Below are 20,136 nucleotides of genomic sequence, written 5' to 3'. Positions count from 1 at the left end.
ACTCTTGGCCAGACGTCGCCGCACGGCGATGCTCGCCGCCACCGCCCTCGCCATCGGCGGGGTGGCCCTGCCGGCGACCGCCGCGCAGGCCGCACCCGCCTGCGACGTCACCTACGCGACAAACGACTGGAGCGGCGGTTTCACCGCCAACGTCACCATCAAGAACCTGGGTGACGCGCTGAACAACTGGTCGCTGAAGTTCTCCTTCCCCAACAGCAGCCAGCGGGTGACCCAGGGCTGGTCGGCGAAGTGGAGCCAGTCCGGCAGCGAGGTGACCGCGACCAACGAGTCGTACAACGGCAGCCTGCCCACCGGCGCGTCCACGAACATCGGCTTCAACGGCTCGTTCAGCGGCAGCAACCCGAAGCCGAGCGCGTTCACGCTCAACGGGGTCGCCTGCAACGGCGCCTCCACCAACCAGCCGCCGACGGTCTCGCTCGGCGTGCCGGCCGGCCCGTTCACCGCCCCGGCCGACGTCCCGCTGACCGCGACCGCCAGCGACCCCGACGGGACCATCAGCAAGGTCGAGTTCTACCGCAACGGCCTGCTGGTCAACACCGACACCACCGCCCCGTACGGCTACGACCTGCTGGGCCTGCCGGCGGGCAGCTACACCGTGCAGGCCAAGGCGTACGACAACGCCGGCGGCACCGCCACGGCGGAGAAGTCGTTCACGGTGACCGCGGCCACCGGGCCGAAGCTGGTCGCCACCCCGTCGGCGGTGAGCGTCGACGAGGGCGGCAGCACCACGGTCCGCTACACGCTCAGCGCGGCGCCCAGCGCCAACGTCCCGGTGACCCTCGCCGTCACCGGTGACAGCGACATCACCGTCTCGCCGTCGACGCTGACGCTCACCCCGAGCAACTGGAGCACCGGCGTCACCGCCACCGTCTCCGCGGCCGAGGACGCCGACACCGTCGGCGGCACCGCCACCATCACCGCGTCGGCGACCGGGTACGCCCCGGTCTCGGTGGTCGCCACCGAGATCGACAACGACACCCCGGGCGGCGACAACGCCTACATCAAGAAGTTCCTCGACCAGTACGGCAAGATCAAGAACTCGGGCTACTTCAGCCCCGAGGGCGTGCCGTACCACTCGATCGAGACGCTGATCGTCGAGGCGCCCGACCACGGGCACGAGACCACCTCGGAGGCGTTCAGCTTCTGGATCTGGCTGGAGGCCCAGTACGGCCGGGTCACCCAGAACTGGGGACCGTTCAACAACGCCTGGACCGTGACCGAGAAGTACATCATCCCGAGCCACGCCGACCAGGCCACCGCCGGCTCGCCGGGCACCCCGCAGTACGCGGCCGAGCACAACCTGCCCAGCCAGTACCCCTCGGCACTGGAGGCCAGCGTCCCGGTCGGCCAGGACCCGCTGCGCTCGGAGCTGCAGTCCACCTACGGCACCGGCGACATCTACGGCATGCACTGGCTGCTGGACGTCGACAACACCTACGGCTTCGGCCGCTGCGGCGACGGCACCACCAAGCCCGCCTACATCAACACGTTCCAGCGGGGCACCCAGGAGTCGGTGTGGGAGACCGTGCCGCAGCCGTCCTGCGACACGTTCAAGCACGGCGGCCCGAACGGCTACCTCGACCTGTTCGTCAAGGAGTCCAGCGCCCCCGCCAAGCAGTGGAAGTACACCAACGCGCCGGACGCCGACGCGCGTGCCGTGCAGGCCGCCTACTGGGCGCTGACCTGGGCCAAGGCGCAGGGCAAGGAGGCCGACGTGGCGGCCACCGTGGCGAAGGCCGCCAAGATGGGCGACTACCTGCGCTACGCGCTGTTCGACAAGTACTTCAAGAAGATCGGCAACTGTGTCGGCGCGTCCGCCTGCCCGGCCGGCAGCGGCCGTGACTCGGCGCACTACCTGCTCTCCTGGTACTACGCCTGGGGTGGCGCCTACGACGCCGGCCAGAACTGGTCGTGGCGGATCGGCTCCAGCCACAGCCACTTCGGCTACCAGAACCCGTTCGCGGCCTGGGCGATGACCAACGTCGCGGAGCTGAAGCCGAAGTCGCCGACCGCGGTCTCCGACTGGCAGAAGAGCATGGACCGGCAGCTGGAGTTCTACACCTGGCTGCAGTCCGCCGAGGGCGGCATCGCCGGCGGCGCCACCAACAGCTGGGACGGCAGCTACGCCCAGCCGCCGGCCGGCACCGCCACCTTCTACGGCATGTTCTACGACGTCGACCCGGTCTACAACGACCCGCCGTCGAACCAGTGGTTCGGCATGCAGGCCTGGTCGATGCAGCGCATCGCCGAGCTCTACCTGCAGACCGGCAACGCGAAGGCGAAGGCGCTGCTGGACAAGTGGGTGCCGTGGGCGATCGCCAACACCACCACCGGCACCAACTGGTCGATCCCGTCGGACATGAAGTGGACCGGCCAGCCGGCCAACTGGAACCCGAGCAGCCCGCAGCCGAACACCAACCTGCACGTCGAGGTGACGGTCAAGGGCCAGGACGTCGGTGTCGCCGCCGCCTACGCCCGCACCCTCATCGCGTACGCGGCCAAGTCCGGCAACGTCGCGGCGAAGAACACCGCCAAGGGCCTGCTGGACGCGCTCTCGGCGGCCTCCGACAGCAAGGGCGTGTCGATGCCGGAGAAGCGCGGTGACTACAAGCGCTTCGACGACGTCTACAACGCCGCCGACGGTCAGGGCCTCTACGTGCCGCCGGGCTGGACCGGGAAGATGCCCAACGGCGACGCCATCGCCGCCGGCAAGAGCTTCCTGGACATCCGGTCCTTCTACAAGAAGGACCCGGACTGGCCGAAGGTGCAGGCGTACCTGGACGGCGGCGCCGAGCCGGTCTTCAACTACCACCGGTTCTGGGCGCAGGCGGACGTCGCCATGGCGTACGCCGACTACGGCACCTACTTCCCGCAGGGGTGAGGTGACGACTCCTCCGTGGGCGGGAGATGCCCCGCCCACGGAGGACGCCCACCCGGCCGATGGGGGAACGGAGCGGCCGGGTCGGCGGACGGCCTGACGCCCACGGTCAGGCCGGGTGGGCCGGCCGTCCGGCCGACGCAGCGGACGGACCGGCCCACCACTCCGCCCGGGGGCGACCCATGGCGCGAAAAGGCACGCAAAATTCAGCGCCCCACGGGATCACATCTGTGGCGTTGACGGAGTAACGTATTTGACGGAGAGGCCGCTCCCCCCGTGGCGGCCTCTCCACTATTTTTCCGGCCCCGCCACCGGCCCGCGGTCCGCGTCGGACGCGCCCACCGGGTGCCGCAGCCCCGGGTGCCCCGGCGGCAGCGACCGGCGGATCACCACCCAGCTCAGCGCCAGCGCCGCCGCGATCAGCGGCCAGGTCAGCGCCGCCCGCGTCACCGCCAGCGCGACCACCTGCCGGTCGAGCCAGAGCGGGACGAACACCGCCATCCGCAGCACGTAGGTGGCGGTCCACACCCAGCTCGCCCGGCCGTACGCCCGCAGCAGCGCCGGGTCGCGCCGCCACCGCCCCCGCTGCCCGAGCGCCAGCCCGACCACCACGCCGAGCAGCGGCCAGCGCACCACCACGCTGACCGCCCACGCCAGCGCGCTGGCCGCGTTGGACGCGATCTGCAGCAGGAAGAAATCGCTCGCTCGGCCGGTGCGCACCGCGATCAACGCGGCCAGGCAGACCGCGAGCAACCCGATCAGCACCGAGCGGGGACGGTCGCCGCGCCGCCAGCGCCAGGCGGCCACCGCCGCTCCGGTCGCCACCGCGGCGAGCACCCCGCCGCCGAGCCCGCCGAGCACCCAGCCGAGCCCGAACGCCAGCGGGGGCAGCGTCGCGTCGACCGCCCCCCGTCGACCCCCGAGCAGGTCGGCCAGCGACTCCGGCCGCGCCCCGGCCGACCGCTGCCGATCCGGCGTACCGGTCACCTGCCACCTCCTCGAGAAAGCCCGACTCAACCTACGCCGGAATCCGGGGCGCTCCGCCGCGCGCCGCAGCGGGCCGACCGCTAAGTTGTCCGGGTGCGGGAGACGGCGAGGGGTTGGACGGCGGTCTGGTTGGTCGTACTGGCCTTGGCCCAGACGGCAGCGTTCCTGGTGTTGTGGCGGCTCGCCGTGCACACCCGACTGGGTCAGTGGCTGGACACGGTCGCGTTGACCGGCAACCAGATCGGGCAGGACCGGGTCGACGGGCCGGTGGACACCATCCTCAACGCCATGTCCGCGGTGTCGCTGCTGGCCGCCACCGCCGTGATCGGCTTCATCGCGCTGATCCGGGGCCGCAAGGCGCTCGCCGTCACCGCGACGCTGCTGATCGCCGGCGCGAACGTGAGCACCCAGGCACTCAAGTACTTCCTGGCCCGGCCGGACTTCGGCATCGACCCGGAACGGGCCGCCGCCGGCAACAGCCTGCCCAGCGGCCACACCACGGTGGCGGCCTCGGTGGCGGTCGCGCTGATCCTGGTGCTGCCCCGGCAGTTGCGGGTGGCCGGCGCGTTCATCGGCGCCGGCTACGCGGCCGCCGCCGGCGTCGCCACGCTCTCCGCCGGCTGGCACCGGCCCAGCGACGCGGTCGCCGCGTACCTGCTGGTCGGCGCGTGGGCCGCGGTCGCCGGGCTGGTGCTGCTCGTCTTCCAGCGGGAACGGGCCGTGGTGGAGCCGGGCGACGCGCACCGGTTGGCCGCCGCCGTGCTCGGCGTCGGCGGCGCGCTGGCCCTGCTGGTCTCCGCGCTGGCGCTGTCCTGGCTGGTCGACCGATCCACGATCGCCGTCGGGGAGCTCGGCCGCCGTCCGCTCTTCGTCGGGTACGCGGGCAGCGCGGCCGGCATCGTCGGCACGATCGCCGTGTTGGCCGCGCTGGTCCTCGCCACGGTGCACCGGCTGGTGCCCCGCTGGAAGGGCTGAGGCCACCGGGGTGGCGTCGGTCCGGGCGGCGTTCCGCGACGAGTGCGAGCGGCTGGAGCGGGTGCTGCGCGGGCTCGACGACCCAGCCCTGGACCGCCCGACGCCGTGCCCGCCATGGCAGGTGCGGGACCTGCTGGCGCACGTACGCACCGGGGCCGGCCGGCTGGTCGCGATGCTCGCCGGGCCCGCGCCCCCGCGACCCGAGGTGACCGCGTCCGACTACTTCGGCGCGGCCAAGTTCGCGCCCGAGGTCGACCGGGAGCGCATCGACGGGGCCCGGGCGGCGGCGCGGGAGCATCCGGGCGCGGTCGAGGTGGCACGCGAGTTCGGGCGGGCCTGGCGGGCCACGGACGCGGCGGTGGCCGCCGCGCCGCCCGGACGGGTGGTGCGCACCCGGCACGGCGACGCGATGGCGGTGACCGAGTTCCTGCGTACCCGGGTGGTGGAGGTCGCGGTGCACGGCCTGGACCTGGCCGACGCGCTGGACCGGCGGCCCTGGACGACGCCGGCCGCGGCGGCCGTGGTGCTCGACGTGCTCACCGCCGGGCGGCCCGTGCCCGGCGCGCTCGGCTGGGACGCGTCCACCGCGCTGCGCAAGGCCACCGGCCGGCTGCCGCTGACCGGCGCGGAGCGGGCGGCGCTGGCGGCCGCCGGCATCCGCCGGCTCGCGTTCGGCGGCTGAGGCGGCTCAGCCGACCGGTCCGGTGGATCCGGCCGGGGACGGCCGGCCCGCCGCGCCGCGGCGCAGGTGGTCCAGCACGATCGGGTCGATCCGGCCGGGCACGAAGCGTTCCTCCAGGTTCTCCAGGCCGGACCAGGCGGCGAGCGCGTCGTCCAGGCCGGCCGGCCCGACCGGGTGCCCGGCGGCGGCGAGCAGCTCCGCCACCTCGACGGCGAGCGGGCCGGTGAGGTCGCGCAGGGTGGCCGGGTCCGGGCGGCCGAAGATCATGGTGTGCAGGCCGAGCAGGCGGCGCAGCTCGGCCACCGGGTCCGGATGGTCGTCCACGCGCAGGTCGACCAGTTCGTCGCCGGTGCCGGCGTAGCCGCCGTGGCGCTGCACCACCAGCAGTGCGGCGCTCTGCCGGCCGCGCCGGTCGCCGCCGGCCCGGTCGCCGGCGGCCAGCGCGGCCAGCATCCGCTGCGGGAACGGCAGGTCGGTGCCGGTCAGCCAGGCGTCGCGCAGCGCGTCGATCACCTGTGGGCCGTCCAGGATGTTGCCCTGCGCGGCCCATCCGTCGCCGGCCTGCCCGCCGGCCCAGGGATGGCAGCGCGGGCCGGTCCAGGTGGCCCCGGCGCCGGCGGCCCCGACCACCGCGAGTTGCCGGTCGTCACGCCCGGGGTCGGCGGCGACCAGGCCGGCCACCGCGTCGGCGGCGGTGACGCCGGTGCGCAGCATGGCCAGGGCCTGCGCGCGGTAGGCGAGGTTGGCGTGGGCCTGGGTGGCGACCGCGCCGACCCGCGCCTCGGCGGCCGGCACCAGCGCCCCGGCGGCGAGGAATCGGCTGGCCACGGCCACGCCGTGCAGGTGCCCGTCGGCGGAGCGGGCGACGAGCGAGAAGGTCACGCGCGGATCGTAGCCCGGTGGCGGGCGTGGCGTCCCCGCACCGGTCGGAGGTGACCGGCGGTCAGAACGGCGGTGCGGGATCCTCCGGCGGGCGTCCCCACGCCCGGCGTACGTCGGCCACCGCCACCGCCGTCAGCACCACGACCGCCCACACCGCCCCGAACAGCGGCGCGACGTGCACCAGCAGCGGCGCCGGCAGCGCCAGCGCGGCGATCGCCACCAGCCGGGACGGGGAGACCCGGCCGAACACCTCGTACTCGAAGCGGGCCCGCCCGGCCAGGAACAGCGCCGGTCCGCCCAGGACCATGGCCAGCCACGGCAGCTCGTTGTGCCCGGTGGGGTGCTCGATGGCCAACTCGTAGCCGATCGCGGTGGCGACCACGCCGATCACCATGACCAGGTGGGTGTCGGCCGCGGAGCGGCCGATGGTGGCCGGGTGCTCGGCCCCGGTCACCGCCTCGCCGAGGATCTGCCCGGCCCGCTGCACGTAGATCCGCCACAGCAGCACGGAGGTGGCCAGCGCGGCGGCGAACGCGAGGATGCTGGGCCATCCGCCCGGTGACCGGGTGAAGGTCAGGCCGGCGATCAGGATCGTCTCGCCGATCGCCACCAGATAGATCTGCTGGTACCGCTCGGCGAGGTGCTTGCCGTGGATGTCCCAGCGGGAGATGGTCGAGCGGCCGAGCCCCGGCACCGGCCAGCCGAACCGGTTGCCGAGATACTCCACCAGCAGCGCGGTGCTCCAGAGCACCACCCGGGCGTTGGTGGGCAGCACCCCGCCGACCAGCCAGAGCACCCCGGCCACGCAGTAGGTGATGAGCATCCGCAGCTTCAGCCGGCGGTACTGCAGGCGGCGCAGCACCAGCAACAGGATCGCCGAGCGGCCCACCTGTGCCACCACGTACGCGGCGGCGAACGCCAGACCGGCCCCGCTGAACGCCCGCGGGATGGCCACCCCCATCACCATGGCGGACACCAGCGCGGTGATCACGATGACCTGCAGCCAGAGGTGGTACGGGTCGTAGCGGCTGGTGGTCCATGCGGTGCCCTGCCAGAGCATCCAGAGCGCGAGCAGCAGCAGCAGCGTCTTGCCGCCGCCGGTCACCGCCGACCAGTAGGTCTGGCCGCCCTCCAGCGCCAGGTCCTCGAACGCGCGCGCGGAGATCCGGGTCAGCGCGAACACGTAGACCAGGTCGAAGAAGAGCTCCAGGAAGGTGGCCCGCTCGCTGTCGTCGTCGTCCGGGCGCAGCGCGGCCGGCTCGGCGATCCTCACCGCCGTTCCCCGCCCGCGCCGACGTCCACCGGGAAGTCGTAACACTCTTTCCGGCCAGCGCGGTGCGGATCGCGCGTTATCGCCTCCGATCTTGCTCCGGGCCGTGCCGGCGGGCACCATCGACCGGGTGACGAACCGATGGGGCATGACCGTTCCGCTGGGCGGCATCAGGCTCGCCGACCACGCCGCCGTCTACGCCGCCGTGGAGGAAGCGGGCTTCACCGACGTGTGGTCCTCGGAGGTGGCCGGGACCGACGCGTTCACCCCGCTGGCGCTCGCCGCCGCCTGGTCGCCCGGGCTGCGGCTCGGCACCGCGATCACCCCGGTCTTCACCCGAGGGCCGGGGCTGCTGGCGATGAGCGCCGCCGCGTTGGCCGAGGCCGCGCCGGGTCGCTTCGCGCTGGGCGTCGGCGCGTCCTCGCCGGTGCTGGTACGTGACTGGAACGCGGTGCCGTTCGACGAGCCGTACCGGCGGACCCGCGACGTGCTGCGCTTCCTGCGCGCCGCCCTGGACGGCGAGACCGTCGACGGGGCGTTCGACACGTTCGAGGTCCGGCGGTTCACGCTGGAGCGCCCACCGACCGTGCCGCCACCGGTGCTACTCGCCGCGCTGCGTCCCGGCATGCTGCGGCTCGCCGCCGCCGAGGCCGACGGCGTGATCCTCAACTGGCTGGCCGCCACCGACGTGCCGACCGCGCTCGCCGAGCTGGGCGAGCGCCGCCCCGGCTTCGAGGTCGCCGCCCGGATCTTCGTCTGCCCCACCGAGGACACCGCGTACGCCCGAGCCCTGGGCCGGCGCATGATCACCGGCTATCTCACCGTGCCCGCGTACGCCGCCTTCCACCGCTGGCTGGGCCGGCAGGACAGCCTGGGGGCGATGTGGCGGGCGTGGGAGGCGGGGGACCGGCGCGGCGCCGCCGCCGCGGTGCCCGACGAGGTGGTCGACGCGCTGGTCCTGCACGGCTCGCCCGAGCGGTGCGCGGCCGAGGCCCGCCGGTACGCCGCGCACGGCGTCGACGTACCGGTGCTGGCGGTGCTGCCCACCCCGGAACTCACCGAGGGCGGCGCGGCGGCCTGGCTCGACCTGGTGCCCCGGCTCGGGGCCGGCGCCGGAGAGGTGGCCTGAGATGAACCTGACCGACCGGGTGGTGGTGATCACCGGTGGAGCCGGCGGCATCGGCGCGGCGCTGGGCCGGCGATTCGTCGCCGAGGGCGCCGCCGCCGTGGTGTTGGCCGACCTGGCCGCCGACGCGGCCCGCGCGGCGGCCGACGCGATCGGCCCGGTCGCCACCGGCGTTGGGCTCGACGTCACCGACGAGGCGGCGGTGCGCGCGCTCGTCGACGAGACCGAGCGGCAGCACGGCCGGATCGACCTGTTCTGCGCCAACGCCGGGGTGGCCACCGGCGGCGGCCTGGACGCGCCCGACGCCGACTGGGACCGGGCCTGGCGGGTCAACGTGCTCGGGCACCTGCACAGCGTCCGGGCGGTGCTGCCGGGGATGCTGCGCCGGGGGCAGGGGCACCTGCTGCTCACCTGCTCGGCGGCGGGCCTGCTGACCGCGGTCGGCGACGCCCCGTACACCGCCACCAAGCACGCGGCGGTCGGCCTCGCCGAGTGGGTGGCGATCACCTACCGGGACGCCGGCATCCGGGTCAGCGCGCTCTGCCCGCAGGGCGTGGACACCCCGATGCTCGCCGAGGGCCTCGCCGAGGGGCACCTGGGCGCCCGGGTGATCGCCGCGTCGGGCGCGGTCATCGCCCCGGACCAGGTCGCCGACGCGGTGGTGGCCGGGCTGGCCGAGGAGCGGTTCCTCATCCTGCCGCACCCGGAGGTGGCCGACTACGCCCGCCGCCGCGCCGAGGACCCCGACGGCTGGCAGGCCGGCCTGCGCAAGTTGGTCCGCAAGCTGCGCGCCGCCGACCGCTGACCGGCCGCCACCCTCGGGCGCCGCCGTGCTCGCGCCGCTCGGCGTCGGACCCCCCCGGCGCGGGTCTCCTTCCTGTCAGCGCCGCCACCGCAGCGGGCCCGGGTGCACCCGCCACCACAGCCGCCGCCACCGCGGCCGGGCGTCGCGCAGGGCGTCACCGTACGAGGCGACCAGGATCGCCGCCCGTTCCGCCTGGTCCGGGGAGGTGCCCGGGCCGAAGGTGGCCCGGTTGACCAGTCCGGCCAGCTCTCCGACGCCACTGGAGTCCACGTCGCCGACCGATGGACCGCCGGCCCCCGCGCGGGCCTCGGCGAGCGCGCGCCGGGCCCGCTCGGCCACCTCCGCCGCTGACAGATCCTCACCCACCGGCCGGCCGGCCAGCCGCAGCGCGTCGGTCAGCTCCCGCCAGGCGCCCGCGATCCGCGCACCGGGGTCGCCCCGCTCCAGCCGGGACCGGCTCAACCGGCGGCGCATCGCCGCCAGGGCCGCCAACACCGCCCCGACCACCAGCAACAGGCCACCGACGCCGCCGCCGACCAGCACCGGCGTACCCGGGCCGCCCTGAGCCCGACCCGGCGCGGGCGCGGCGGCCGGCGGCGTGGGAGTGGGCTGCTCGGTCGGCGCCGGCACCTCCGACGGCGGCGGCTCCTCCGGTTGCGGCCGGAAGTCCTCCTCCACCGGGCGGGGCTCCTCGTCCGGGCGCGGCATCGGATCGAACGGGACCCAGCCCACGCCCTCGAACAGCACCTCCGGCCAGGCGTACGCGTCGGCGGCCCGCACCGGCCCGTCCGCCTTCGGCTGGAACCCGACCACCACCCGGGTGGGCAGCCCGGCGAGCCGGCCGAGCACCGCGAACGCGGCCGCGAACTGCTCCGACGTGCCGCGCTGCCCGCCGCCGTTGCGCGGGCCGAACAGGAAGAACGTCAGGTTCGGGTAGGCGTGCCCGCTCGGCGCGTCGGCGGTCACCCGGTAGTGCTCGGCGAGGAACGTGGCGATCGCGTCCGCCCGCGCGTACGGTGCGCCGTTGGACTCGGCCAGCTGGGTGGCCAGCCGGCGCAACTGTTCCGGCGCGCCGTCGGGCACCCGCAGCACCCGCGACACCGCGTCCCCGGCCGGCACGTTCGCCGTGGTGACCAGGTTCGGGTCCGGCCTCTCCCGGACCGAGGACACGTCGTACCGCAGCCCCGAAGCGAGCCCTTCCGGCCGGATCAGCGTCCCGCTCGCCGGGTCGTACGCCACCCGCGCGCCGCCCACCTCGCGCGGCGTCGGCACGGCCGGCAGCAGCCGCCCGGTCAGGTCCGCCACCGTGATCTCCTGGCGCACCGTGTCGGTCGTCGCGCCCGGCGCCGGATCGACAGCGGGCAGGATCCGCCCCGCGTTGCGGTACGTGGCGCCCACCCGCCAGGTCACCCCGTCGTAGTCGCTGAGCACCGCCAGCCGGATCCGTGGCGGCCCGCCCTCGGTCGAGCCGGTGACCGTGCGCACGTCGAGCAGCCGCTGGTCCGGGTTCAACGCCCAACCGGAGACCCGGATCAGCGGGTTCTCGTCCAGCGACTCCACCTGCGGCGGCTCCACGTAGCGGCGCGGGTCGACCGGCCGCTCGTCGACCTGCCCGGCGACCACCGGGGCCAGCAGCGCGGCGAGCGCCACCACCACGGCCAGCCCGGCCGCGCTCGCCGCCGCCAGCCGCAGCCGCACCGCCGCCCGTACCGCCGGGGCGAGCCCGGCCACCGGGTCGCCCGCCGCCGGATCGCCGCGGCGTCCGGGCGCCGCCAGGCCGACGGCCGCGACCGCCGCGAACAACACGGTGGGGCCGACCGCCGGCGCCGCGTTCGGCCCCACCACGTAGAGCGCGCCGGCGTAGAGCAGCGCCGGTGGCAGGTAGCCCAGCAGCACCCGGCCGGCCCGCAGCGCCACCTCGGTGGCGGTCAGCCCGGCCAACCAGGCCGCCACCACCGGGACCAGCACGGTGTCCGGTGCCGGCTGCACCGGGATCATCGCGGTGAGCAGCCGGGGAATCGCGTTGCGGGCGGCGTCGCCGGCCACCTCGCCGAGCCCGCCGGGCAGCGCGGCGTGGCTCGCCGCCAACCGCAGCGACAGCAGCGTCCAGCCGGCCAGGGCGGCCACCGACACCGGCGCCACCAGCCACGACGGCAGCCGCCGGGCGGCCACGCCGACCAGCACCGAACCGACCGCCGCGCCGACCATCAGCCGGGTCAGCAGCGGGTCCGCGTACACCCGGCCCAGCACCACGCCGGAGAGCGCCACCAGCACGACCAGCGCCACCGGCAGCAGCGCCGCCCGCAGCACGGCGGCCACCCGCCCGCGCGCCGGCGCGGCCGGCGGCGTCGGCGCGGCGGCCGGGCGTGGCGGCGTCACGGTCACCACCGGCGGATCCCGTCCCACTCGGCGGCGAACGCCGCGCCGTCGGCCGCGTCCAGCACCACCAGGCCCGTCGCGGCGGCCGCCGTCGGCGCGCTCGCGCCGAACATCCCCACCACCACCGACGGGTACGCGCCGCGCAGCGCCCCGACGTGCCCCAACTCGTCGCCGGCGCCCGGCCCGGTGAGGAAGACCAGCGTGTCGCCGAGTCGCTCCTGACGCAGCCGGCTCGTCGCCGTCGACAACACCTCCGCCCCGCCGCCGGTCAGCTCCACCGCGGCGAGCCGGTCCAGCGGCCCGGCCGCGCCCGCGGGCTCCACCTCGGCCGGCGCGACCAGCAGCAGGTGCACCGGCAGGTCCTCGCGCACCGCGGCGGCCACCACCGACGCCGCCGCCTCGCACGCCGACTCGAACGACTCCGCCACCCCGGCCGAGCGCACCGGATGCGCGGCGGCCCTGTTGTCCAGCACCACCACCAGGCGCGGCAGGCTGGTGTCCACGTTCTCCCGCACCATCAGCTCACCCACCCGCGCGCTGGTCCGCCAGTGCACCCGGCGCAGCTCGTCGCCGACCACGTACTCCCGCAGCGAGTCGAACGTGATCGACCCGTGCGGCACGCTGTCGACGCGCCCGTCCAGGCTGCGCCCGGCGCCGGTGGGCACCGCGGACAACGGGTGGATGCGCGGGTGCACCCACACCGGGACCGTGCCGCCGTAGCCGCGGGCCAACGCCATCAACCCGAGCGGGTCGCGGCGGACCACCCGCAGCGGGCCGACCGGCACCACCCCGCGCCGCTGCGTCGGCACCGGGTAGCGCACCCGGGTCTCCCGCCCCGGACGCAGCCGCAGCAGCGGCACCGGCACCAGCTCACCCGCGCAGCGGTCCTCGGCCACCAGGTTCGCCGCCCGCAACCGGCCGGTGTTGCGCACCGCCAACTCCATCGCCGCCGGCTCGCCGCGCGCCACCCGGTCCGGGTCGGCGCGACGCTCCACGGTCAACCGGGGCCGCCAGGCGGCGGTCACCACGGCGTAGCCGACCGCGACGCCGGCCGCCGCGCCGAGCACGGTCAGCTCCGGGTACGCGTACCGGAAGCCGACCCCCAGCAGCACCACTGCGGCGACGAGCAACCCGACCCCACGGGCGGTGATCCCCACGCTCAGCCGTGCACCGGAGCGGGCTGGCCCGACGGCAGCGGCACCGGCACCGAGGCGACCGCCTGGCGCAGCACCTCGGCCGGCGTGACGCCGCGCACCTGCGCGTCCGGGGTGAGCAGCAGCCGGTGCGCGAAGACCGGCTCGACGAGCGCCTTCAGGTCCTCCGGCATGATCCAGCCCCGCCCGTCGATCAGCGCGTACGCGCACGCCGCCCGGGTCAACGCGATCACCCCGCGCGGGCTCACCCCGACCCGCACCTGCGGGTGCGTACGGGTGGCCGCGGCCAGCCGCACCGCGTACGCGTACAGCGGCTCGGCGATGTGCACCCGCCGGGCCATCTTCACCATCTCACCCACCGTGGCGGTGTCGGTGACCGCGGTCAGCGAGTCGGGGGAGCGGACCGTTGCGCCGCGCAGCACCTCCACCTCGACCGCCTCGTCGGGGTAGCCGACGGAGAGCTTCACCAGGAACCGGTCGAGCTGCGCCTCCGGCAACCGGTAGGTGCCGTCCATCTCCACCGGGTTCTGCGTGGCCACCACCAGGAACGGCTGCGGCACCGGGTGGCGGACGCCGTCCACGGTGACCGTCCGCTCCTCCATCACCTCCAGCAGCGCCGACTGGGTCTTCGGCGACGCCCGGTTGATCTCGTCGGCGATCACGATGTTCGCGAACACCGGCCCCGGGTGGAACTCGAAACCGCGGGTGGCCTGGTTGAAGATGGTCACCCCGGACACGTCCGAGGGCAGCAGGTCCGGGGTGAACTGGATCCGCCGCCACTCACCCTTGACGGTGGCCGCCACCGCGCGGGCGAGCGTGGTCTTCCCGACGCCGGGCACGTCCTCCAACAGCACGTGGCCCTGGGCGAAGAGCGCGGTCAACGCCAGCCGCACCACCTGCGGCTTGCCGAGCACGACCGCGTTGACGTTGTCGGCGAGCCGGGCGGCCAGGGCGGCGAAGCCCTGCACCTCCGGCTGGCTCAGCGGTTCGTGCGTGTTCACACCGGTGCCCTTCGAGATGTCGCGGTCAGCAGGTGGGCAGCAGGTTGATGTTGTCGCCGCCCTCCAGGTTGAGCCAGGCCCACGGGATGTAGTTCTTGCCCTTGTAGTCGACCTGTACCCACCAGGTGCTCTGCTTGTTGTCGTTGTAGATCCAGGAGTCCACGTTCTTGCCCGACTTCTTGCAGTACGCGCGCAGCCGGGTGCCGTCCGCCACCCACCCGGCCTGCCGGCTGTCGTCCTGCTGGGTGATCTCGAAGATCTCATTGCCGTTGCGCTCGCCGGGAATCTCCCGGTCGCAGTAGGTCCGCTGGTCGCCCGAGGGGCCGTTCTTGCAGGTGGCGACGCCGTAAATCGGGTCGGTGGTCTGCGCGCGGCTCGCGGTGTTCTTGCCGGCCGCGTTGCTCGCGGTCAGCGTCACCGTGTAGCCGGTGCCCGGCGTCAGCCCGGTCACCCGCAGACTGGCACAGCTCCCGGTGGCCGTCTTGCCGCCGGTGGCGGCCGTGCAGGTGGCGCGCCCGCCGCCGGCGTCCACGGTGAACGTCACCGTCACCGAGGTGGCGTCCGCCGACGAGCCGGTCACCGTGATCCGCGGCGCGGCCACGGTGCGGGCGGTGGTGCTGGCCTCCGCGCCCGCGCCGGCCTCGTTGACCGCCTTGACCGTCACCGTGACGTTCTGACCGTCGCCGAGCCCGCCCACTGTCGCCCGCACGTCGGTCACCTCGACCGTCTTCCCGCCGGCCTCCACCACGTACTTCGTCACCGGGCGGCCGTTCTCCACCGCCGGCGACCACTGCACCGCGACGGTGCCGGGCTGGTCGGCCACGGTGGACGCGCGCAACTCGCCCGGCGCGTTCGGCGCCGCGAACGGCACCACCGTGTTGCTCACCGGCGACGCCTTCGACCCGGCGCCCTTCTCGCTGACCGCGGTCACCGTGAACGCGTACTGCGTGCCGTACTCCAACTGGCCGGCCGGCACGACCAGCTCGGTCTTCGGTGACTCGCCGGCCGGGGCGCTCGCGCCGGCCGAGGTCGCGGTCACCGCGTACCGGGCGACCTTGTTGCCCTGGCCGTTCGCCGCGGGCCAGCTCACCCGGACCGTGCCGTCCGGCCGCGCCTCGGCGGTCACCTCGGCCGGTGGGTCCGGCACCTCGGCGGTCGGCACGACCGGGTTGCTGCGGCGCGCCGGACCGTCGCCCTTGGCGTTCACCGCGTGCACCTCGAACGTGTAGGTCTCACCGTTGGTCAGGCCGGTGATCTCCAGCGCCCGCTGGTTGGCGCCCACCTGATGGGTCTGGCCGCCGCCGGCCACCACGTACCGGGTGATCTCGGCGCCGTTCGACGGGGCCGGCTGCCAGCTCACCCGCGCCGAGGCGTTGCCGGCGGCGGCGCGGACCGACTTCGGCGCGCCCGGCTTGCCCACCTTCGGCTTCTTCGGCGGGGGCGGCGGCGGGGGAGCCGGCGGCGGGTCGCCGCCGAGCACGTCGTTGGCGTACTTGTTGACCTCACGGACCCGGTTGCGGTCGTCCACCACCTGCGCGGTGGACGAGTCCGGCGGGTTGATGAACAGGTGGTTCTCGCGAACCTCCAGCTCGACCGGCCCGGGTCGGCCGGAACCCTTGATCGTCTCCACCAGATGCCCGGCGGCGTCGAACGAGTAGACCGTGCCGGTGTCCTCGTCGGCGCAGTAGAACCGCCCCGCCCAGGCCACCGCCGGGCTGAGCCGGGCGCCGTCGCCGGGCACCGTGAACCGCTTCACCTCGGCGCCGTCGCGGACCACGTGCACCGACCGGTCGCCCGGCACGGTGACCGGCACCTGCGGACCGCTGGTGCGCGTCGGCAGGTTGCCGGGGGCGGTCATGGTGCTCAGGTCGGCCCGCCGCGTCTCGCCGCCGGTGACCGTCACCAGCGACGCCGACGTGCGGTCCAGCACCGCCACGCCCTCGTCCAGGGTGGACACCACCAGCTCGTGCGCCGGCTCCGCCACGTCGTACGTCTCGACCCGCTTCGGGCTGAGCCCGGCGGGCGGTGCCTCACCCGGCGTGGCCGGCAGGTCGGCGGCGGTGACCGCCGAGACGGTGCCCTCGCTCGGCACCGCGACCCACAGCTTGCCCGCGCCGTCGAACGTGCCGCCGGTGATGCCCGGCGGGTAGCGCACCGGCTCGCCCACCGGCGTCAACGCCCGCGGGTCGAGCTGCCGCACGATGCCCTGCACGGCGTCGACCACGAACGCGGCGCCGTCGTGCAGCGCGACGCTGACCCCCAGCCCCGGCGCGGTCGGTGTGGTCGCGGTGATCTGCAACGTCGCCAGGTCGAGGGAGCTGACCTGGCCGGTGTTGAGGTCGCGCAGGATCAGCAGCCGGTCGGTCTGGGCCACCTGCATCTGGTGGCGTCGCCCGCCGGGCACCTCCATCCGGGTGTCCACCCGGGCGGTGATGCCGTTGACCCGGGCCAGCTCGCTGCGGGTGGTGCTCCACAGCCAGGACGACGAGTCGAAGTTGGCCACCGCGTTGTCGGCGGCGCCCAACCCGAGCACCGTCAACCCCATCGCGGCCAGCAGCGCCGCCACGGTGCCGATGGTCACCAGCCCGCCGCGTAACCGCTTCCGGGGGCGGGCCGTCTCCGGCCCGGCGGTGCTCGTGACGTCCTCGATGGTGGTCACAGCCGGCTGCCTTCCCGCGTCGGTGGAGGAGGCGCCACACCTGGCCGACCCTCCCCAGAGCCGGGAGCCATCATAGGTGCCGGCCGGGGCCGGTGAAACCCGCACCGTCCCGCTGTGGACACCGAGCGTGTCCCCGGTGACCGGTCAGTTCGGTGTGCCGCCGCCCTCCCGGTCCGTGCACACCTGACCCGAGGTGGCGTACGTGTCGGTCGAGTAGACCGCCAGCACCGTGAAGCAGTAGTCCAGCTTCGCGCTCAACCCGTTCACCGTGTAGCGGGTCTGCCCGGCGTCCACGGTGGCCATCACCCCGAGCTTCTGCCCGGCGCGGCCCCCGGCCACCACGAACGGCACCCCGCCATCGGTCGGGTCGGTCCAGGTCACCGTGATCGTGGTGGTGTCGTCGCGCAACCGCAGGTCACCCGGGGGTGGCCCGGTCACCTTCGGCTTCACCGCGGTCGGCGCCGGGGCCGGCGGCGCGGCGTCCCGGTTCAGCCACACCGCGCCCCCGGCGACCGCGGCCACCACCGCCAGCACCGCGCCGCCGACCACCAGGGCCAGCACCGTCCGGTTGCGGCCGCGCGGCTCCGGCTCCTCCGCCACCGGGTACGCGGCGGGTTGGTGGAACGCCGCCGGCACCGCCGGCCAGGACCCCTGCTCCGGGTACGGCACCGGTTCCGGCCGCGTCGTCTCGGGAAAGTCCAGCAACCCGTCGTACACCGGCAGCGGCCGCTCGTCGAGGGGCGCGTCCGCTCGGTTGCTCCGGTCGTCCCGGTCGGCTCCGTGGCCGTCCTCGGCGGTCCAGGGCTCCCCACCCGCGCCGGGGGCGGCGTGGGTGGCTCCCGCCGGCTCGGCCCCGGCCGGTCCCGCGACCGGCTGCGACGGCGCCGCGCTGCTCCACGGTGGTGCGGTCAACCCCCACGGCGGCACGGGCGTGCCGCTGACCGGCGCGACCGGCGGCCCGCTCACCGGCGGTGGCGGATAGCCGCTGACCGGCGCACCGCTGACCGGATACGCGCCGGGCCCACTCACCGGATACCCCGGAGGTCCGCTCACCGGATACGCGGGCGCGGCGTTCGCTGACCGGGTCGGCGGTCTGGTCACGGGGTGTGTGGGCGGTGCGCTCACCGGATGCCCCGGCGGACCGCTGACCGGGTGTGGGGGCGGTGCGGTCAGCGAGTGCCCGATCGACGGGGTTGCGCTGACCGGCGGCCCGCTGCTCGGCGGCCCGCTGACCGGCGGCCCGCTTGCCGGCGGTGCGTTCCTTGCCGGCGGTGCGCTGACCGGCGGTGCGCTGACGGGCGGTGCGCTGACGGGCGGTGCGCTGACGGGTGGTGCGCTGACCGGTGGTGCGCTGACGGGTGGTGCGCTGACCGGCGGTCCGCCGACCGGCGGCGCGGTTGCCGGTGGTGCGCTGACGGGTGGCGCGCCGGCGTCGTGCGGATCCGTGGGCGGTTCGTCGACCGGGGCGGGCGCGGCGGCGGCCTGCCGCTCCGCCTCCTCGCGCAGCAACGGGCCGATCTGCTGCACCTGGATGGTCGGGTTGTCCCAGCCCGGTCCGGACGTCGCCGCGCCGGGGACGCGGTCACCCACCGGCTTGTCCGGCGTACGCGTGGACGGGGCGACCGCCGGCGCGGGCCCCGGCCCCGGAACCGTGGTCCGTGGCTGCGCTGCCATCGGGTCCGCCACCGGCGGGCCCGACACGGGCGCCGGGACGGGCGGCGCGGAGACCGGCGGGGGGACCGGAACGCTCGGCGGTGGCGGCAGGACGCCGCTCGGCGGCGGGCCCGAGACCGGGGCCGGGTGGCGAGGCGTGGGCGGTGCGGTGGACGGAGGCGGTGGCACCGGCGCGGTGGAGGCCGGCATCGCGCGGGCCGGCGCAGCCGGATCTGCCCCGACGTCGGGCGACGGCCGGCGAGACGGCGGGATCACCGGTGCCGGAGGCAGGGGAGCGGCCGTGGGGGTCGGCGCCGGCTGCCCGGGGGTGGGCGCCGGCCGCCCGGGGCTCGGCGCCTGAGGCCCGGGAATCGGCGGCGGGACGACCGGCGGCCGGGACGGGACCGGCGTCACGCCGTGGCCCGGCGGGACCGGCGTCACTCCCTGCGGCGTCGAAGGCGGTGCCCAGGGACTCGACTGCCGCTCCGGCGCGGCGGGTGGGGCCGGGGGTGCCGAGGAAGGGATGTCCGGTGGAGGCGGCAGCGGCGTCCGCGCGCTCCGGGGCGACGTCGACCCCGGCCAGGGCGTCCGGGACGCCGACCTCGGTGGTGGCGCCCACTCGGCGCCGGGCACCGGGGGCGCGGGAGGCGGCGGCGGGACCGGTCGGGGAGGGTACGAGGGCGCGACCGCCGGCAGCGACACGGTGGGCCCGGACAATGCCGGATCGGGGGAGCCACCGGCAGCGGCGGCGGAGCCGCCGGGAGGCGGGCCGTAACCGCCGGGAGCGGCGGCGGAGCCGCCGAGATAGTGGCGGGCTGCGCGTACCGCGGGGTGGTCCGGACCGAGCACGGCGGGCCCGGCGGTGGCCACCCGGCCGTAGTTGCGGCGGGCCTCGTGCCGGTTGCCCAGCTCCTCCGCCACGCCGGCGAGGTCGAAGCTGAGGGCGAGCATCAGCGGGTCGGCGTCGCCGCGACGGCGCTCACCCGCCGCGTAGGCCTCCTCGAGGACCCGGCGGGCGGCGGCCGGGTCGTCGGCCTCCCGGTGCAGCCGGGCGAGCAGGTGACCGGTGGCCAGGACGTCCTGGTGGTCCTCGCCGTACGCCGGTCGGGCCGCGGTGATCGCGTCGGCGAGCAGGCGGCGGGCGCCGGTGAGGTCGCCCGCGGCGCGAAGCGCCAGGGCCTGGTGTTGCGCGGCGGTCAGCGGGGAGGGGTGGGACACGAGAGCAATGCTGCCCGGACTCGTCGGTCCCGCGCTACCCGCCCGGATTGCACTGGGTCTGAGCTGCTCATACCTGGTGCGCCGGTGGTGATGTGCATGATCGTTCCGGGCCGTGTACAGTAATCCCCCGTGCGGCCCGCCGGGCCGGCCGATGCGGTGACGCGATCACCTCGGTCGATTGGGTAGGCTGGACGGGCAGGTCCGGGTGGCGGAATGGCAGACGCGCTAGCTTGAGGTGCTAGTGCCCGTATAGGGCGTGGGGGTTCAAGTCCCCCCTCGGACACCAACTGAATCCCAACGGTGCGCGGCAAGGTCAACGCTTGCCCGCACCGTTTGTGTTTCCGGGACGAAGACGACAGGTGCAGCCCGAGGCTGCGGTAGACCTCTATCCTGTGTTCGCCGTGCGTCTCGTGAGGCGGCCACCAGGTCTCCAAGTTCCTCGACGA

The 20,136-nt window shown here is 75.3% G+C and carries 13 protein-coding genes and 1 tRNA gene; 6 read left to right on the top strand and 8 right to left on the bottom strand.

All coding sequences use genetic code 11. The features are described 5' to 3' along the window. Nucleotides 1-4 precede the first annotated feature (4 nt). Nucleotides 5-2,902 (top strand): glycoside hydrolase family 48 protein, encoded by a 2,898-nt coding sequence (locus GA0070213_RS19870; RefSeq protein ID WP_175441416.1) that lies wholly within the window; start codon nt 5-7, stop codon nt 2,900-2,902. A 288-nt stretch (nt 2,903-3,190) separates the two neighbouring features. On the opposite strand, the gene GA0070213_RS19865 is transcribed toward GA0070213_RS19870, so the two are convergent. Further along, nucleotides 3,191-3,886, bottom strand: coding sequence for a DUF3159 domain-containing protein (locus GA0070213_RS19865; RefSeq protein WP_091066544.1), 696 nt, complete (start codon nt 3,884-3,886; stop codon nt 3,191-3,193). 93 nt (nt 3,887-3,979) lie between these two features. Here GA0070213_RS19865 and GA0070213_RS19860 point away from each other — a divergent pair, with 93 nt between their 5' ends. Together GA0070213_RS19860 and GA0070213_RS19855 are read left to right on the top strand one after the other, a co-directional pair. Then, nucleotides 3,980-4,861: a phosphatase PAP2 family protein gene (locus GA0070213_RS19860; protein WP_091066541.1), complete on the top strand. Its 882-nt coding sequence runs from the start codon at nt 3,980-3,982 to the stop codon at nt 4,859-4,861. A 10-nt stretch (nt 4,862-4,871) separates the two neighbouring features. Next, nucleotides 4,872-5,543, top strand: coding sequence for a maleylpyruvate isomerase N-terminal domain-containing protein (locus tag GA0070213_RS19855; protein ID WP_091066538.1), 672 nt, complete (start codon nt 4,872-4,874; stop codon nt 5,541-5,543). Nucleotides 5,544-5,549: 6 nt separating this feature from the next. On the opposite strand, the gene GA0070213_RS19850 is transcribed toward GA0070213_RS19855, so the two are convergent. After that, nucleotides 5,550-6,425 carry a DUF1028 domain-containing protein gene (locus GA0070213_RS19850; RefSeq protein ID WP_091066534.1) on the bottom strand — a complete coding sequence of 292 codons (876 nt, stop codon included), beginning with the start codon at nt 6,423-6,425 and terminating at the stop codon, nt 5,550-5,552. A gap of 61 nt (nt 6,426-6,486) precedes the next feature. Further along, complete coding sequence (locus GA0070213_RS19845; protein WP_091066530.1) at nt 6,487-7,698, bottom strand: low temperature requirement protein A; 1,212 nt, start codon at nt 7,696-7,698, stop codon at nt 6,487-6,489. Between the two features lie 145 nt (nt 7,699-7,843). Between GA0070213_RS19845 and GA0070213_RS19840 the strand changes: the two genes are divergently transcribed. Together GA0070213_RS19840 and GA0070213_RS19835 are read left to right on the top strand one after the other, a co-directional pair. Further along, entirely contained in the window at nt 7,844-8,824 is a 981-nt protein-coding gene (locus GA0070213_RS19840) for an LLM class F420-dependent oxidoreductase (RefSeq protein ID WP_091066886.1), read from the top strand. Between the two features lies 1 nt (nt 8,825). Further along, on the top strand, nt 8,826-9,626 hold the full coding sequence (locus GA0070213_RS19835) for an SDR family oxidoreductase (RefSeq protein WP_091066528.1): 801 nt from the start codon (nt 8,826-8,828) through the stop codon (nt 9,624-9,626). 75 nt (nt 9,627-9,701) lie between these two features. On the opposite strand, the gene GA0070213_RS19830 is transcribed toward GA0070213_RS19835, so the two are convergent. From GA0070213_RS19830 to GA0070213_RS32265, 5 genes are all read right to left on the bottom strand, one after another. Continuing rightward, nucleotides 9,702-12,005 (bottom strand): transglutaminase TgpA family protein, encoded by a 2,304-nt coding sequence (locus GA0070213_RS19830; RefSeq protein ID WP_091066882.1) that lies wholly within the window; start codon nt 12,003-12,005, stop codon nt 9,702-9,704. A 2-nt stretch (nt 12,006-12,007) separates the two neighbouring features. Continuing rightward, nucleotides 12,008-13,162: a DUF58 domain-containing protein gene (locus GA0070213_RS19825; RefSeq protein WP_091066525.1), complete on the bottom strand. Its 1,155-nt coding sequence runs from the start codon at nt 13,160-13,162 to the stop codon at nt 12,008-12,010. A gap of 2 nt (nt 13,163-13,164) precedes the next feature. Then, on the bottom strand, nt 13,165-14,160 hold the full coding sequence (locus GA0070213_RS19820; protein ID WP_091066521.1) for an AAA family ATPase: 996 nt from the start codon (nt 14,158-14,160) through the stop codon (nt 13,165-13,167). Between the two features lie 25 nt (nt 14,161-14,185). Continuing rightward, nucleotides 14,186-16,819 (bottom strand): fibronectin type III domain-containing protein, encoded by a 2,634-nt coding sequence (locus GA0070213_RS19815; RefSeq protein WP_091066517.1) that lies wholly within the window; start codon nt 16,817-16,819, stop codon nt 14,186-14,188. A 144-nt stretch (nt 16,820-16,963) separates the two neighbouring features. Continuing rightward, the gene (locus GA0070213_RS32265) at nt 16,964-19,690 is read right to left on the bottom strand and encodes a tetratricopeptide repeat protein (protein WP_245716477.1); all 2,727 of its coding nucleotides are present in this window, start codon (nt 19,688-19,690) and stop codon (nt 16,964-16,966) included. A 199-nt stretch (nt 19,691-19,889) separates the two neighbouring features. Here GA0070213_RS32265 and GA0070213_RS19800 point away from each other — a divergent pair. Beyond that, nucleotides 19,890-19,976: transfer RNA gene (locus GA0070213_RS19800), tRNA-Leu, on the top strand. Nucleotides 19,977-20,136: the final 160 nt, after the last annotated feature.

Source organism: Micromonospora humi (assembly GCF_900090105.1).
Taxonomy (GTDB): domain Bacteria; phylum Actinomycetota; class Actinomycetes; order Mycobacteriales; family Micromonosporaceae; genus Micromonospora; species Micromonospora humi.
The sequence above is the reverse complement of the archived record's forward strand: the minus strand, read 5'-3'. Positions and strand labels throughout refer to the sequence as shown.

Excerpts from the sequence above, each read along its gene's own strand:
- GA0070213_RS19840 (WP_091066886.1), top strand. The coding sequence starts at position 7,844 with ATGACCGTTCCGCTGGGCGGCATCAGGCTCGCCGACCACGCCGCCGTC.
- GA0070213_RS19835 (WP_091066528.1), top strand. The coding sequence starts at position 8,826 with ATGAACCTGACCGACCGGGTGGTGGTGATCACCGGTGGAGCCGGCGGC.